The organism is Streptococcus sp. SM3 (assembly GCF_027497875.1).
In genome coordinates, this window is sequence record NZ_JAJNSA010000010.1 from 32,046 (window position 1) to 46,994 (window position 14,949).

Sequence of the window (14,949 nt, forward strand, 5' to 3'; positions counted from 1 at the left end):
ACAAAAATATCTTAACTCTTTTTTCAAAATTTTTCAAATATTTTGTTTGTAAATTTCAGAAATTTTATGTCTATGATAAAAAATCCTTATAACGGCAATAAAAAATAGATATTATCCAAAGAAGATTTTAAGTGCTACAATAACTGTATTATTTCTAGATGGGAGGTTCTATTTTTGGATTGGTCCATTGTTGAACAATATCTACCACTATATCAAAAGGCATTCTTTCTGACCTTGCATATTGCAGTTTGGGGAATTCTGGGATCCTTTCTGCTCGGTTTAATCGTTAGTATCATCCGACATTATCGAATCCCTGTTTTGACGCAAGTAGCGACAGCCTACATTGAATTATCACGTAATACGCCCCTTTTGATTCAACTCTTCTTTCTCTATTTCGGACTTCCTCGAATCGGGATTGTCCTATCTTCAGAAGTCTGTGCCACTTTAGGACTGGTCTTTTTAGGAGGCTCCTATATGGCAGAATCTTTCCGAAGTGGGCTGGAAGCCGTCAGTCAAACCCAGCAGGAGATTGGATTAGCAATCGGTCTGACGCCTGTACAGGTCTTTCGCTATGTGGTTCTTCCGCAAGCAACAGCTGTGGCACTCCCCTCCTTTAGTGCCAATGTCATTTTCCTGATCAAGGAAACCTCTGTTTTCTCAGCAGTAGCTTTGGCCGACCTCATGTACGTTGCCAAGGACTTGATTGGACTATATTATGAGACAGACATTGCGCTAGCTATGTTGGTAGTTGCTTATCTTATCATGTTGCTACCCATCTCACTGCTCTTTAGTTGGATAGAAAGGAGGCTCCGCCATGCAGGATTCGGGAATCCAAGTACTCTTCCAGGGAAATAATCTCCTGAGAATCTTACAGGGTTTGGGCGTTACGATTGGGATATCCATCCTGTCTGTCCTCTTATCCATGATGTTCGGAACAGTCATGGGAATCATTATGACCTCCCATTCTAGAATCGTACGATTTTTAACACGATTGTATCTGGAATTCATCCGTATCATGCCCCAACTGGTGCTACTCTTCATCGTTTACTTTGGCTTGGCTCGAAACTTTAATATCAATATCTCAGGTGAGACTTCTGCTATTATCGTTTTCACCCTCTGGGGAACAGCTGAGATGGGGGACTTGGTCCGTGGAGCCATCACTTCCCTTCCTAAGCATCAGTTTGAAAGTGGACAGGCACTCGGCTTAACCAATGTTCAACTTTACTACCACATCATTATCCCACAAGTCTTTAGAAGATTACTGCCACAAGCCATCAATCTTGTTACTCGGATGATTAAAACCACTTCCTTGGTTGTTTTGATAGGGGTTGTTGAGGTTACAAAGGTTGGACAACAAATCATCGATAGCAATCGCCTGACCATCCCAACTGCTTCCTTTTGGATTTATGGAACCATTCTAGTCTTGTATTTCGCAGTTTGCTTTCCTATTTCCAAACTATCCACTCACCTAGAAAAACATTGGAGGAACTAAATGTCTGAAACTATCTTAGAAATCAAGGAACTAAAAAAATCCTTCGGAGACAATCCCATCCTCCAAGGACTTTCTCTAGATATCAAAAAGGGAGAAGTTGTCGTCATCCTAGGACCATCTGGTTGTGGTAAAAGTACCCTCCTTCGTTGCCTCAATGGCTTAGAAAGTATTCAGGGTGGAGATATCCTGCTGGATGGTCAGTCTATCGTTGAAAATAAAAAAGACTTTCACCTGGTTCGCCAAAAGATTGGCATGGTCTTTCAAAGCTATGAACTCTTTCCCCATCTGGATGTCCTACAAAACCTCATCCTAGGCCCTATCAAGGCTCAGGGAAGGGACAAGAAAGAAGTGACAGAGGAAGCTTTGCAATTACTAGACCGTGTCGGTTTGCTAGACAAACAACATAGCTTTGCGCGTCAATTATCTGGCGGACAGAAACAACGGGTTGCGATTGTCCGTGCCCTTCTCATGCATCCAGAAATCATCCTTTTTGACGAAGTGACTGCTTCGCTGGATCCAGAAATGGTGCGTGAGGTGCTGGAACTTATCAATGATTTGGCCCAAGAAGGCCGTACCATGATTTTAGTAACCCATGAAATGCAGTTTGCCCAAGCAATTGCCGATCGGATTATCTTCCTCGACCAAGGGAAAATCGCTGAAGAAGGAACGGCTCAAGCCTTCTTTACCAATCCGCAAACCAAACGAGCCCAGGAATTTTTAAACGTCTTTGACTTTAGCCAATTTGGCTCATATCTATAAAGGAGATTCTTATGAAACTATTCAAACCACTCTTAACTGTTTTTGCACTTGCCTTCGCCCTTATCTTTGTCACAGCTTGTAGCTCAGGTGGAAATGCTGGTTCATCCTCTGGAAAAACAACTGCCAAGGCTCGCACAATCGATGAAATCAAAAAAAGCGGTGAACTGCGAATCGCCGTATTCGGGGACAAGAAACCGTTTGGTTACGTTGACAATGACGGTTCTTACCAAGGTTACGATATTGAACTTGGGAACCAATTAGCACAAGACCTTGGGGTGAAGGTTAAATACATTTCAGTTGATGCTGCCAACCGTGCTGAATATTTGATTTCAAACAAGGTAGATATTACTCTTGCCAACTTTACAGTGACTGACGAACGTAAGAAACAAGTTGATTTTGCCCTTCCTTACATGAAAGTTTCTCTTGGTGTCGTATCACCAAAGACTGGTCTCATTACAGATGTCAAACAACTTGAAGGTAAAACTTTGATTGTCACAAAAGGAACGACCGCTGAAACTTATTTTGAGAAAAATCACCCAGAAGTAAAACTCCAAAAATACGACCAATATAGCGATGCCTACCAAGCTCTTCTTGACGGACGTGGAGATGCCTTTTCAACTGACAATACTGAAGTCCTAGCTTGGGCGCTTGAAAACAAAGGATTTGAAGTAGGAATTACTTCCCTCGGTGATCCAGATACCATCGCAGCAGCAGTTCAAAAAGGCAACCAAGAATTGCTAGACTTCATCAATAAAGATATTAAAAAATTAGGCAAGGAAAACTTCTTCCACAAGGCCTATGAAAAAACACTTCACCCAACCTACGGTGACGCTGCTAAAGCTGACGACCTGGTTGTTGAAGGCGGAAAAGTTGACTAATACTCTTCGAAAATCTCTTCAAACCACATCAGCTTCACCTTGGATTATATTTGATTTTCATTGAGTATAAGATCCAATAACATCACAAAAAGAAATCAGGTAATCCTAGTGACTACCTGATTTTCTATGTTTTAGGCATTTTGCCAATTTTCTTGGTCTTCTTTAAAGCGTTTTAGAAGATCCAAGCCTTCTGGTGTGATGTAACCTTCTTCTTGAGCTAGGTGAATGAGTTCACTGTAGTTAGAAAGTGTTAACAGCTTAACACCAGCATCTGCAAAGTTTTTGTCTGCTTTTGGCAATTGGTAGCTGAAAATCGCTACAACTCCAAGCACATCTGCTCCTTCTCGTTTAGCAGCTGCTACTGCTTCAAGAACAGAACCACCTGTTGAAATAAGATCTTCAACCACTACCATTTTTTGACCCTGAGCTACGCGTCCTTCGATTTGATTACCAGCACCGTGGTCTTTTGGTTTGCTACGGATATAGGCAAATGGCAGATTCATCTTGTCAGCAATGATGGCTCCGTGAGGAATCCCTGCTGTTGCAGTTCCTGCAATCACTTCTACCTCTGGAAAGGCTTCTTTGATAGCTTCCACAAAGCCATTTTCAATTAAGGTACGAGTTTCTGGATAGGCTAGTGTCACACGATTATCAGTGTAAATCGGTGACTTGATACCAGATGCCCAAGTGAAAGGCTCCTCTGGTTTGAGGTAAACTGCTTGAATTTTCAAGAGGTGGCTAGCGATATCTTTAGCAAGTGTCATGGTCTTCTCCTTTTATTTTTCTAATCTAGTTCTTTAATTCCAGTCCTGTGTCCATTCATCCTTGATGGCATGATAAGTTGCAACAGGATCCTCAGCTTGGGTAATGGGACGTCCCACTACGATATAGTCACTACCAATTTGATAGGCATCAGCAGGTGTCATAACGCGTTTTTGATCTCCAACAGCAGCACCTGCAGGACGAATTCCTGGCGTTAAACAGATAAACTCTGGATTGGTGGCCTGCTTGATGACTTGTACTTCCTGAGCCGAGCAGACAACACCATCTAATCCAGCTTCAGCCGTCTTCTTAGCATAATGCATCACAGACTCTTGCAGGCTGGTTTGGATATTTTGAAACTCCTGCATCTGGGCCTCTGATGTTGATGTGAGCTGCGTTACAGCGATCAATTTGGCTTGACTTCCAAGACCTTCACGCGCCGCCTTCATCATCTCTACACCACCAGCCGCATGAACATTGGTCATATCCACACCAAGCTGAGACAGGACCTTCATAGCTGATTTGACTGTATTGGGAATGTCATGAAGTTTAAGATCCAAAAAGACACTGTGACCCAGACCTTTCAAGTAGGACACAATCTCAGGACCCGTTGCGTAATAAAGCTCCATCCCTACCTTGAGATAAAGGCTTTCTTCTGCTGGGAAAAGAGCTAAAAATTCCTTGACCGCCTCAAAACTAGGAAAATCAAGAGCAATGACTGGACGATGTTCTCGCATAGGTTTCTCCTTTTACCTTTGCTAGTGAGAGAGTCTGGGCAAAAGAAGCCACGAAAAAAGGAACCTGCCAACAGCAAGGTTCCACGAAAAATGGGTAGTCTCCACCCTTTCACCGTCTAACCTTAGCTGCCTCTCTGGACTGCTTTAAAGGTTTTTTACTATTCTATTATTTCTACTAGCACTTGTCAAGTAAAAACATGGCCACTGAAGAACTACGAGAGCAAAGGTAAACCTAGCGACGCGATGAACGCTGACTTGTTTGATTTCGATTGCTTTCTTCCTCCAATTTTTTCTTCTCCTCTTCCAGTTTATTCTTCTGTTCTTCCAGATTTTTCTTCTCAGCTTCCTTAGCCTCTTGTTTGGCCTTTTCCTCAGCCTCCATAATTAATTTATCCGCCACAGTGTAACTGTAAATTCCAGCTTCCATGTCAATCACACTCGGTTCTGACAATTGTGGCTTAATCTTACTGTAGTAAGGCAATTTCTTACTCATTTCAGAAAGGGGAACCAAGACTTCGTCCGAATCATTCATAGTCAATCGAATTAAATCTGATGTGACCTTGCTTGGGGCTAGTTCCACCTTTTGGATAGCCGCCTTGAGTTCTGGACTAATTTGAGCAAGTTCTGACGTAAAGGCTTTGATTTGTTCGCTGTCATTAAAGAGAACTGATATATAAGTTTCTGGCAGACTCACCAAACTTACCGCACTGGTCTCAAGCTGACCGCTTGAAAGGATTGGATAATGACTTTCTCCAGAAACATAGTAGGCCACAATATCATATTCCTTGACCTTGATTGTAAACTTGGTTGGAAATTGATAGACAAGCTGAGCTGATTCAACCCAATAGTTAGACTTAATCTGCTCTTCATATTTTTCCTTATCTAGCAGAAGGTTAATCGTATAATCCGAATCCTGAATACCTGAAGCCTGTCGAATATCATCAGCTGTAGTTTGCACTGTTCCCTCAACACGAATATCCTTCATGGTCGCATAAGGGCTGAGCAAGTAGGCAGAGACAACCAATAAAAGCAGACTGAGAAACAAAATCGAGATAGCCCGCCAGATATGAACTCCTGGAATTTTCGGTTTGACCGGTTTTTCCTTTACAGGCTTTTTCTCTATTTTTTTATCCCGTTTATCCTCTTTCTCTATCTTTTTAGACTTTGATTTCTCTTTGGATACTTCTTTTTTGACGTCTTCTGACTCTTCTACTTTTTCTTCAGACTCTTTCTTAGCTGATTTTGAGTCTTTTGAATCAGATTCACTCTCTTGCTCCTCGGTTGCATCTGACTTTTCAGATTTTGAAGCCATTCGAGCCTGTCTTTCCTTTTCCTTCTCCTCAGCTAGGGCCGCCTCTTCCTCAGCCTTCTTTTTTAGATATTCCTGATTTCGTTTCTGCCATTCTGATAACTCTTTAAATTCTTCGAGGATTTCTTTGCCCTCATTTTTCTTATCTTTTGACATTTACTTTCCTTATGATAAATCTTTTTTCAACAATTGGTAAAAATCTGCTAGAGATTTCAATTCCTTTGAAGCCTTCATCTTAGCTTGGTATTCTTCCTTGTGATTTAGTAAGTGAGAAAGCTTCTCTTCCAAACTATCCAAGGTCAAATCGCTTTCTTGAAGTTCTTCTGCATAGCCTTTCTTAACAAAGTAGGCTGCGTTCTCAATCTGGTCACCACGACTTGCTTCACGCCCAAGTGGTACAATGACATGTAATTTTGCCATAGCCAAGAGTTCAAAAATCGTATTGGCACCACCTCGTGTCACAACAATATCAGCCAATTCCATCAAGGGTTGATAGAGATTGGTCACATAGTCAACACGAAAAAGATTTTGGCTCAACTCGTTCAGGCTAGAATCTCCAGTTAAATTGATAATATTGTAGCGCTCTGTCAGTTCTTTCTTATGGTCTGTCACTAACTGGTTAAAAACACGAGCACCTGCAGAACCACCAACAAACAGCACCGTTGGCAATTTTGGATTAAAGTGGGTTTGAATATCCACCAATTCATCGGGTTCAGGAGTTTTTCGGTCTGAAACCTTGGTCACTGCTCCCACATGCTCAACCTTAGACAAACTGGAAGCTTGCTCAAAGGTTGAATACATCTTCGTCGCAAATTTATAGGCGATTTTATTGGCCAAGCCCATAGATAGGTCAGATTCGTGAATATAGACAGGCACTCCTGACACACGTGCTGCGATAACAGGCGGAACAGAGACAAAGCCTCCCTTTGAAAAGAGGGCCTGTGGACGTAGTCGCAACATGATAAAGAGAGATTGGACAATTCCCCAACCAACTTTAAAGACGTCCAGCATATTTTGCCAAGAGAAATAACGACGCAATTTCCCAGTCGCAATAGAATGGAAGGTAACATCTAGACCCGACTTGAGGATTTCTTGGTGTTCGATTCCACGCTTGTCCCCGATATAGTGGACTTCCCAGCCATCTTCGATGAACTTGGGCATTAACAAAAGGTTGAGGGTCACGTGTCCAACCGTCCCCCCACCTGTAAAGACAATTTTTTTCATATTATTCCTTTAACTCCGCTACTGTGTCGATAAAGAGGTCGCCACGTACTTCAAAGTTAGCATACATATCCCAGCTGGCATTGGCAGGACTGAGGAGAACCACATCTCCTTGAGTCGCAAGTTCATAAGCCTTGCGGGTCGCATCTGCAATATCAGCCGCATCCACATAAGCCACACCAGCCTTATCTGCTGCCCGTTTGACACGTTCTGCAGACTGACCGAGAATGACCATCTTCTTGAGTCCAGTAATATCTGGAACCAATTCGTCAAACTCATTACCACGGTCCAAACCACCTGCAATCAAAATGACCTTGCTGTTGTCAAATCCTGATAAGGCTTTTTGAGTAGCCAAGATATTGGTTGACTTACTATCATTATAGAATTTGACACCCTTGATTTCATCCACAAATTGGAGACGGTGTTTGACACCTCCAAAGGCTGAAAGAGTTTCTTTGATGGTTTGGTTATCCACACCACGAAGCTTGGCTACAGCAATAGTCGCAAGGGCATTTTCCACATTGTGGCTACCTGGAACTCCGATTTCATTCGCTGCCATGACTACTTCACCACGGAAGTAGAGTTGACCATCTTCCAGATAAGCTCCATCAACCTTTTCCTGTGTTGAGAATGGTACAACTGTAGCTTGTGTTTTTCTTGCCAATTCTTTTGCCAAGTCTTGGTTAAAGTTCAAGACAAGGAAATCAGCTGCTGTCATCTTGTTCTGGATATTCCACTTGGCTGCTACATACTCTTCGAACGAACCATGATAATCGATATGAGTTGGCATGAGGTTGGTAATAACCGCAATCTCTGGATGGAATTCTTGAACGCCCATGAGTTGGAAAGAAGAAAGTTCCATAACAAGAGTGTCCTTGTCTGACGCAGTTTGAGCCACTTGACTAGCTGGATAGCCGATATTTCCTGATAAGAGACCATGTTGACCAGCAGCAGTCAAAACTTCCCCAATCATGGTCGTTGTGGTTGTTTTTCCATTGGAACCTGTGATACCGATAATTGGCGCTTCTGAAATCAAGTAAGCCAATTCCACCTCAGTCAAGACTGGAATTCCCTTGGCCAAAGCCTTTTCAATCATGGGATTACTGTATGGGATACCTGGATTTTTCACCATAAGGGCAAACTCTTCATCCAAGAGTTCCAAAGGATGGCCACCTGTGATAACCTTGATCCCTTCTTCCAGCAAACTTTGCGCAGCTGGATTGTCCTCGAATGGTTTCCCGTCATTTACTGTCACAATGGCACCCAGCTTATCCAACAAACGAGCTGCAGATTCACCAGACTTGGCCAAACCTAAAACAAGGACTTTCTTATTTTTAAATTGATCTATTACTTTCATGTCTCGAACTCCATTTCTACTCTTACTATTTTACCATTTTTATGGAAATAATTCTAAATGAAAATGCTCAGATTGGGCATTCTAACAAGCAAAAAGAGAGCCAAAGCTCTCTTTTTATCTTCTTTTACTTTTATGGACCGACATGAGGGTAATATCTCGTAAGCTAAAGTATGCTAGGAAGAGCATGGCGATTGCGATAAAGAATTCTGTCGGTAGCTGAAAGATTTGCAGGACAGACAGCATGAGTAAAATCAAGAGTGCTACGAAAGCAAAGACGACAAGGACGATATTGACTGTCCCTTTAATGCTTTCTGGTGTCGCAAATACATAGAGTAGTAATAAGAGGAGTCCTATGATTAAATAAACCATCTTTATCTCTTTCTAGCTCTTATTCAGCTGATTTTTTCTTCTTGTTAGCTTTCTCACGCTCTGCCTTGTTAAGGATTTGTTTACGCAAACGAATAGACTCAGGCGTTACTTCCATATACTCATCATCGTTCAAGAACTCAAGAGACTCTTCAAGTGTCAAGATACGAGGTGTCTTGATAACAGCTGTTTGGTCCTTAGTAGCTGAACGGACGTTGGTCATTTGTTTTGCCTTAGTGATATTAACTGTCAAGTCATTTTCACGAGAGTTTTCACCGATGATCATTCCTTCATAAACCTCAGTACCTGGGTTGACAAAGATCGTACCACGTTCTTCGATAGACATGATTGAGTAAGTTGTAGCCTTACCAGCATCGATAGAAACAAGGGCACCACGGTGACGACCACCAATTTCACCTGGAATCAATGGCAAGTATTGGTCAAAGGTATGGTTCATGATACCGTAACCACGAGTCATTGACAAGAACTCAGTTGAGTATCCGATTAAACCACGCGCAGGAACAAGGAAGACCAAACGAGTTTGACCATTACCAGTTGAAATCATATCCAACATTTCACCCTTACGTTCAGAAAGGCTTTGGATAACAGATCCTTGGTATTCTTCTGGAGTGTCGATTTGAACACGTTCAAATGGTTCGCATTTAACACCATCGATTTCTTTTACGATAACCTCTGGACGAGATACTTGAAGTTCATATCCCTCACGACGCATTGTTTCGATAAGGATTGACAAGTGCAATTCTCCACGTCCTGAAACAGTCCATTTATCTGGTGAATCAGTTGGATCAACACGAAGGGAAACGTCTGTTTGCAATTCAGCCTGCAAGCGTTCTTCCACCTTACGAGAAGTTACCCATTTACCTTCTTTACCAGCAAATGGTGAGTTGTTGACCAAGAAAGTCATTTGAAGAGTTGGCTCATCGATGTGTAGGATTGGAAGAGCTTCTACTGCATCTGTCGGAGTAATGGTTTCACCGACAAAGATATCTTCCATACCTGAAACGGCAATCAAATCACCTGCTTTGGCTTCTTGGATTTCACGACGTTCCAAACCAAAGAAACCAAAGAGTTTTGTAACACGGAAGTTTTTAGTTGTGCCGTCAAGTTTAGAAAGGGTAACTTGGTCCCCAACCTTAACAGTACCACGGAAGACACGACCGATACCGATACGTCCAACGAAGTCATTGTAGTCCAAAAGTGACACTTGGAACTGCAAAGGCTCATCTGAGTTATCTACTGGAGCTGGGATATGGTCGATAATTGTGTCAAAGATTGGTGCCATAGTAGCTTCTTGGTCAGCTGGATCATCTGACAATGAAGAAGTTCCGTTGATCGCTGAAGCATACACTACTGGGAAATCAAGTTGGTCATCATCTGCACCAAGCTCGATGAAAAGTTCCAATACTTCATCCACTACTTCAGCTGGGCGAGCTGATGGTTTGTCGATTTTGTTAACAACCACGATTGGGACAAGGTCTTGTTCCAAGGCTTTTTTCAATACAAAACGAGTCTGTGGCATTGTTCCTTCGTAGGCATCTACGACCAAAACAACACCGTCAACCATTTTCATGATACGCTCAACTTCTCCACCGAAGTCCGCGTGTCCTGGTGTGTCCATGATATTGATACGAGTTCCGTTATAGGCAACGGCTGTATTTTTAGCAAGAATGGTAATTCCACGCTCTTTTTCGATATCGTTTGAGTCCATAGCACGCTCTGCCAATTCAGTACGTGCATCAAGCGTTTCTGATTGTTTCAATAATTCGTCAACGAGGGTTGTTTTACCGTGGTCAACGTGGGCGATAATCGCAATGTTACGGATATCTTCTCTTAATTTTGTCATGATTTCCTCTATAATATTCAAAATTTATTTTCTAACTGAACGATTATACCATAATTTCAAGTAAATAACATAACTCAAGCAAGTGTAAATGTTTTCACTCTGCTTTTCTTTTCACGTCAAGTCTTTTCAAAGCAAGCGACTTATGATAAGATAGGCACAGTATGCGTTTAGATAATTTATTAGCCCAAGAAAAAATCAGCCGAAAGGCCATGAAACAAGCCTTACTCAAAGAGGAAATTCTAGTCGATGGTCGCCCAGCCCGCTCTCTAGCCCAAAATATCGATACAGGACTACAAAAACTCCTTTTTCAAGACCAAATCATTCGAGGCTATGAGCACACCTATCTTATGCTTCATAAGCCTGCTGGTGTCGTTACAGCCAACAAAGACAAGAAACTTCCAACCGTCATGGACCTCCTTCCGCCTGACATCCAGTCTGACAAGCTCTATGCCGTCGGCCGACTGGACCGAGATACGACAGGACTCCTCCTCTTGACCGATAACGGTCCCTTGGGCTTCCAACTCCTCCATCCCCAATATCATGTCGATAAATCCTATCAAGTCGTAGTAAACGGACCGCTCACGTCAGACCATATCCGACTGTTTAAGGAAGGAATCGTCTTTTTTGATAGGACCACTTGTAAACCTGCTCAGCTCGAAATTCTGTCCTCAAGCCCAACAGAGAGTCATGCCTCTATTACCATATCAGAAGGAAAATTTCATCAGGTTAAAAAAATGTTCCTCTCAGTTGGTGTCAAGGTTGTCTCTCTCAAACGAGTTCAGTTCGGTGACTTTACATTAGGCCCAGAACTAGCAGAAGGGCAATTCCGTCCCTTGAATCCAGAGGAATTGGAAGTCATTAAAAACTATTTAGAAAAAAGTAGATAAAAGAAAAAAGCTTTATGTTTAAAGCTTTTTTAATCTTCTTTAACTCATGTGTAAGATAATTCCAACAATCCAGTTAAGAGCAGAAAGAACAATACCTACAATAGCTATAATTCTTTCTGCTTTATAATCAAGTCCAGATTCTTTTTGAAGTTCGTTAGCATACAAGATACCGGCGATACCTAAAAGAATACCTCCCAAAGCAAATAATAAACTCATAACAATAGACAGAATACCCACCAAAAGTGGATTTTTTTCTTTTCTTGCATTTTCTAAAAACTCCTTAAATTAAACACAAATGAATAATACCATAAAAATCGGCTTTATCAATTGGGTGAAAAATCTTAGCACTATGTTATCCGGTTCTTGAATCGAGAAGAGTGGATAAAACAAAAAAGCTTTTAAAAATAAAGCTTTTTTGTTAGAATTCTGATTAGTGCATCATTAAGAAGAGTCCTGCAACCCAGTTAATTACAGAAACTACAATCCCTACGATATTAAGAATTCGTTCTGTTTTATAGTCTAATTCAGATTCTTTTTGATGTGAATTAGCCAAGACTAGACCAATGATCCCCAAAACGAGACCTACGATTGGAGATAGCAAACCAAGAACGATAGATAGGATACCTAAAACAAGGGAAGATTTCTTCTTTTCTTTCATATTATGAAACTCCTAAAAATATTACCACTAAATTATATCAAAAGAAATAGGTTTTGTCTATATAATACTATAAGTTTTTTCATCATGTTAATTATAGTAATTTCTCAAAGAAACGTCCACTTGTCTACCCAAAGCGGAACTTAGTTTGAGAATTTAGCTTATGTTAATTAGTCTTCACTTTTCCTTTCCAAGAATCCAATCCATAAGAAAGGATATAAATCTCAGAAAAACCTTGTTTTTTCAGATAGAGTGCTGCATTTGTGACACGTTGCGCACGTTGGTTTTCGTAAAGAAGGACAGGTTTCTCCTTACGAAGGGCTGCAAGACTAGTCTTCAACTGACTTGAAGGAATATTGCGTGCACCAAGGATATGTTTTCTGTGGAATTCAGATGGGTCGCGCAAATCAATCAATTGACCCATACGAATCAAGGCTTCAAACTCCTCATTGTCTACGATTTTAGCCGCACGACGAATACGGAGATAGTTAAAGCCCATCCACGCCAACATTGCTAGTATAAGTGCCAACAAAATCCAAGTAACCATTAGTTCATTTCTCCATTTTTCTCAATATAATCCAATTCTACCTTGTGCTCTCTGCGTAGAACCGCTTCTGCTTCTAGATAGTCTAATTTGTCCATCAACCCTGCATCGTAAATTCGAGAGAGCTCCAACTTCATCAGTTCAATATCATATAAGCGTTTTCCCATGTAAACAATAATACCAAATCGTTTGAGGAATTGCTGCACATCATAGAATGTTTTCATAAGACTCATTCTAGCAAAATTTTGTGTTTTTTTCAAGAAGAGACTCACACAATGCTCCTGATTTTCCTATCTTCTTTGGCGATTCTGACGCAAGTGTGGTACAATAAAAACATGAGAATTCAACAATTACACTATATTATCAAAATCGTCGAAACCGGCTCCATGAATGAGGCAGCCAAGCAACTCTTTATCACCCAACCAAGTCTTTCCAATGCTGTGAGAGATTTAGAAAATGAAATGGGTATTGAGATCTTTATCCGAAATCCTAAGGGCATCACCTTGACCCGTGATGGGATGGAGTTCCTCTCTTATGCCCGTCAAGTTGTCGAGCAAACCCAACTTCTGGAGGAACGCTATAAAAATCCTGTCGCCCACCGCGAACTCTTTAGCGTTTCGTCTCAGCACTATGCCTTTGTGGTCAATGCCTTTGTCTCTTTGCTCAAGAAAAGCGATATGGAGAAATACGAGCTCTTCCTTCGTGAAACTCGTACTTGGGAGATTATCGACGACGTCAAGAACTTCCGTAGTGAGGTCGGTGTCCTATTTTTTAACAGCTACAACCGTGATGTTTTAACCAAAATGCTGGATGACAACCACCTGCTGGCTCACCATCTTTTTACCGCCCAGCCTCATATCTTTGTCAGCAAGACCAATCCTCTGGCAAAGAAAGACAAGGTTAAACTGTCTGATTTGGAAAACTTCCCTTACCTGAGTTATGACCAAGGGACGCACAACTCCTTCTACTTTTCAGAAGAGATTCTCTCGCAGGAATACCACAAAAAATCTATCGTAGTCAGCGACCGTGCCACTCTCTTTAACCTCTTGATTGGTTTGGACGGTTATACCATTGCGACAGGAATTTTGAACAGCAACCTCAACGGAGACAATATCGTTTCTATCCCACTGGACATTGATGACCCCATTGAGCTGGTCTATATCCAACATGAAAAAACAAGTCTGTCTAAGATGGGCGAACGCTTTATCGACTATCTACTAGAAGAAGTCCAGTTTGATAATTGAGAAATCAGCAAAATTTTATTATAATAAATAAAAAAATAAAAGGAGTTAAATATGAAAAAGGTTTTACTCGCGAGTACAGTTGCCCTATCTATTTTAGGGTACACTCAAGCAACGGTCCAGGCTCAAGAAAATAAAGCAGAGTCAGTACGAGAAAATGTAACAATTCCTCATTCAAGTACTTCAAAAATCGAAAACCAAGAAAAATCGAAAGAGAAGATTGAAAAAACAGACAATTCTTCTAAAATTGATAATAAAGAAGAAAAAACAGAGAAAAAAACTCCCGCCACAGAAGAGAAGAAAGCGGAAGTAAAAAAAGAAGAAAAAAAAGTTGAAAAAGTCAAAGAAGGTTGGCAGGAAGAAAATAATAACTGGCGCTTTTACGAACACAACAAACCTGTTACCAACTGGAAAAAAATCCAAGGAAAGTGGTACTACTTCAACAAAGATGGCCATCGACTAAGCAATACAACCTTTGATGGTTATGTTTTCAATAAAGATGGAGTGATGGCTGAAAATGGTTGGAACTTTATCAATGGAAAATGGTACTTCGCTAGTTCTTCAGGAAAAATCTCTCAAAATAAATGGGAAAAAATTGCTGGGTCTTGGTATTACTTCGACAAAGATGGAATCATGCTCAGTAATACAACCATTAACAGCTACTTGCTGACAAATAGTGGAGCCATGGCTGAAAACAAATGGGTTCTCATTGATAAACATTGGTACTTCGCTAATCCTTCAGGAAAAATCTCTCAAAATAAATGGGAAAAAATTGCTGGGTCTTGGTATTACTTCGACAAAGATGGAATCATGCTCAGTAATACAACCATTAACAGCTACTTGCTGACAAATAGTGGAGCCATGGCTGAAAACAAAT

General features: G+C 41.1%; 17 protein-coding genes and 1 pseudogene. 7 read left to right on the forward strand and 11 right to left on the reverse strand.

What is annotated here, in order from left to right:
* Positions 1-174: 174 nt before the first annotated feature.
* Genes PAN06_RS03165 through PAN06_RS03180 form a run of 4 tightly spaced genes read left to right on the forward strand, consistent with a single transcriptional unit; the run spans position 175 to position 3,129 of the window.
* Positions 175-855 carry an amino acid ABC transporter permease gene (locus PAN06_RS03165; protein ID WP_218494054.1) on the forward strand — a complete coding sequence of 227 codons (681 nt, stop codon included), beginning with the start codon at positions 175-177 and terminating at the stop codon, positions 853-855.
* Complete coding sequence (locus PAN06_RS03170; protein ID WP_115904838.1) at positions 815-1,492, forward strand: amino acid ABC transporter permease; 678 nt, start codon at positions 815-817, stop codon at positions 1,490-1,492. The genes PAN06_RS03165 and PAN06_RS03170 overlap by 41 nt, the downstream gene beginning before the upstream one ends.
* On the forward strand, positions 1,493-2,251 hold the full coding sequence (locus PAN06_RS03175; RefSeq protein WP_269795575.1) for an amino acid ABC transporter ATP-binding protein: 759 nt from the start codon (positions 1,493-1,495) through the stop codon (positions 2,249-2,251).
* 11 nt (positions 2,252-2,262) lie between these two features.
* Positions 2,263-3,129, forward strand: coding sequence for a cysteine ABC transporter substrate-binding protein (locus PAN06_RS03180; RefSeq protein ID WP_269795576.1), 867 nt, complete (start codon positions 2,263-2,265; stop codon positions 3,127-3,129).
* A 131-nt stretch (positions 3,130-3,260) separates the two neighbouring features.
* Here PAN06_RS03180 and pyrE read toward each other — a convergent pair whose 3' ends face one another.
* The 7 genes from pyrE to typA all read right to left on the reverse strand — a co-directional run bounded on the left by pyrE (position 3,261) and on the right by typA (position 10,745).
* Entirely contained in the window at positions 3,261-3,893 is a 633-nt protein-coding gene (gene pyrE, locus PAN06_RS03185; RefSeq protein WP_042750331.1) for an orotate phosphoribosyltransferase, read from the reverse strand.
* 33 nt (positions 3,894-3,926) lie between these two features.
* Entirely contained in the window at positions 3,927-4,628 is a 702-nt protein-coding gene (gene pyrF / locus PAN06_RS03190) for an orotidine-5'-phosphate decarboxylase (RefSeq protein ID WP_269795577.1), read from the reverse strand.
* A gap of 232 nt (positions 4,629-4,860) precedes the next feature.
* Entirely contained in the window at positions 4,861-6,093 is a 1,233-nt protein-coding gene (locus PAN06_RS03195; RefSeq protein ID WP_269795578.1) for a cell division protein FtsQ/DivIB, read from the reverse strand.
* A 9-nt stretch (positions 6,094-6,102) separates the two neighbouring features.
* Positions 6,103-7,161, reverse strand: coding sequence for a UDP-N-acetylglucosamine--N-acetylmuramyl-(pentapeptide) pyrophosphoryl-undecaprenol N-acetylglucosamine transferase (locus PAN06_RS03200; protein ID WP_269795579.1), 1,059 nt, complete (start codon positions 7,159-7,161; stop codon positions 6,103-6,105).
* A 1-nt stretch (position 7,162) separates the two neighbouring features.
* The gene (murD, locus tag PAN06_RS03205; RefSeq protein WP_269795580.1) at positions 7,163-8,515 is read right to left on the reverse strand and encodes a UDP-N-acetylmuramoyl-L-alanine--D-glutamate ligase; all 1,353 of its coding nucleotides are present in this window, start codon (positions 8,513-8,515) and stop codon (positions 7,163-7,165) included.
* 114 nt (positions 8,516-8,629) lie between these two features.
* Positions 8,630-8,884, reverse strand: coding sequence for a DUF3165 family protein (locus tag PAN06_RS03210; RefSeq protein WP_000262671.1), 255 nt, complete (start codon positions 8,882-8,884; stop codon positions 8,630-8,632).
* Positions 8,885-8,903: 19 nt separating this feature from the next.
* A complete protein-coding gene (gene typA, locus PAN06_RS03215) occupies positions 8,904-10,745 on the reverse strand; it encodes a translational GTPase TypA (protein WP_000164111.1) in 1,842 nt (613 codons plus the stop codon).
* Positions 10,746-10,906: 161 nt separating this feature from the next.
* Here typA and PAN06_RS03220 point away from each other — a divergent pair, with 161 nt between their 5' ends.
* Positions 10,907-11,632: a pseudouridine synthase gene (locus PAN06_RS03220; RefSeq protein ID WP_269795581.1), complete on the forward strand. Its 726-nt coding sequence runs from the start codon at positions 10,907-10,909 to the stop codon at positions 11,630-11,632.
* Positions 11,633-11,671: 39 nt separating this feature from the next.
* Here the strand turns inward: PAN06_RS03220 and PAN06_RS03225 are convergent, their stop codons facing one another.
* The 4 genes from PAN06_RS03225 to PAN06_RS03240 all read right to left on the reverse strand — a co-directional run bounded on the left by PAN06_RS03225 (position 11,672) and on the right by PAN06_RS03240 (position 13,103).
* Complete coding sequence (locus PAN06_RS03225; RefSeq protein WP_125447583.1) at positions 11,672-11,848, reverse strand: DUF4190 domain-containing protein; 177 nt, start codon at positions 11,846-11,848, stop codon at positions 11,672-11,674.
* A 214-nt stretch (positions 11,849-12,062) separates the two neighbouring features.
* Positions 12,063-12,290, reverse strand: coding sequence for a hypothetical protein (locus tag PAN06_RS03230; RefSeq protein WP_033682150.1), 228 nt, complete (start codon positions 12,288-12,290; stop codon positions 12,063-12,065).
* A 163-nt stretch (positions 12,291-12,453) separates the two neighbouring features.
* A complete protein-coding gene (locus PAN06_RS03235) occupies positions 12,454-12,834 on the reverse strand; it encodes a rhodanese-like domain-containing protein (protein ID WP_269795582.1) in 381 nt (126 codons plus the stop codon).
* Entirely contained in the window at positions 12,834-13,103 is a 270-nt protein-coding gene (locus PAN06_RS03240) for a YqgQ family protein (protein WP_004261684.1), read from the reverse strand. The genes PAN06_RS03235 and PAN06_RS03240 overlap by 1 nt, the downstream gene beginning before the upstream one ends.
* 63 nt (positions 13,104-13,166) lie before the next feature.
* On the opposite strand from PAN06_RS03240, the gene PAN06_RS03245 reads away from it, so the two are divergent.
* Together PAN06_RS03245 and PAN06_RS03250 are read left to right on the forward strand one after the other, a co-directional pair.
* A complete protein-coding gene (locus PAN06_RS03245; RefSeq protein WP_025171438.1) occupies positions 13,167-14,075 on the forward strand; it encodes a LysR family transcriptional regulator in 909 nt (302 codons plus the stop codon).
* Positions 14,076-14,126: 51 nt separating this feature from the next.
* Positions 14,127-14,949 (forward strand): annotated as a pseudogene (locus tag PAN06_RS03250) (endo-beta-N-acetylglucosaminidase); the annotation flags it as partial.

Bases quoted from the DNA above. Each gene is read 5' to 3' on its own strand.
- pyrE (WP_042750331.1), bottom strand. From the start codon at position 3,893: ATGACACTTGCTAAAGATATCGCTAGCCACCTCTTGAAAATTCAAGCA.
- typA (WP_000164111.1), bottom strand. From the start codon at position 10,745: ATGACAAAATTAAGAGAAGATATCCGTAACATTGCGATTATCGCCCAC.
- PAN06_RS03210 (WP_000262671.1), bottom strand. From the start codon at position 8,884: ATGGTTTATTTAATCATAGGACTCCTCTTATTACTACTCTATGTATTT.
- PAN06_RS03180 (WP_269795576.1), top strand. From the start codon at position 2,263: ATGAAACTATTCAAACCACTCTTAACTGTTTTTGCACTTGCCTTCGCC.
- PAN06_RS03225 (WP_125447583.1), bottom strand. From the start codon at position 11,848: ATGAGTTTATTATTTGCTTTGGGAGGTATTCTTTTAGGTATCGCCGGT.
- PAN06_RS03170 (WP_115904838.1), top strand. From the start codon at position 815: ATGCAGGATTCGGGAATCCAAGTACTCTTCCAGGGAAATAATCTCCTG.
- pyrF (WP_269795577.1), bottom strand. From the start codon at position 4,628: ATGCGAGAACATCGTCCAGTCATTGCTCTTGATTTTCCTAGTTTTGAG.
- PAN06_RS03235 (WP_269795582.1), bottom strand. From the start codon at position 12,834: ATGGTTACTTGGATTTTGTTGGCACTTATACTAGCAATGTTGGCGTGG.
- PAN06_RS03230 (WP_033682150.1), bottom strand. From the start codon at position 12,290: ATGAAAGAAAAGAAGAAATCTTCCCTTGTTTTAGGTATCCTATCTATC.
- PAN06_RS03175 (WP_269795575.1), top strand. From the start codon at position 1,493: ATGTCTGAAACTATCTTAGAAATCAAGGAACTAAAAAAATCCTTCGGA.
- PAN06_RS03200 (WP_269795579.1), bottom strand. From the start codon at position 7,161: ATGAAAAAAATTGTCTTTACAGGTGGGGGGACGGTTGGACACGTGACC.
- PAN06_RS03220 (WP_269795581.1), top strand. From the start codon at position 10,907: ATGCGTTTAGATAATTTATTAGCCCAAGAAAAAATCAGCCGAAAGGCC.
- PAN06_RS03195 (WP_269795578.1), bottom strand. From the start codon at position 6,093: ATGTCAAAAGATAAGAAAAATGAGGGCAAAGAAATCCTCGAAGAATTT.
- PAN06_RS03245 (WP_025171438.1), top strand. From the start codon at position 13,167: ATGAGAATTCAACAATTACACTATATTATCAAAATCGTCGAAACCGGC.
- murD (WP_269795580.1), bottom strand. From the start codon at position 8,515: ATGAAAGTAATAGATCAATTTAAAAATAAGAAAGTCCTTGTTTTAGGT.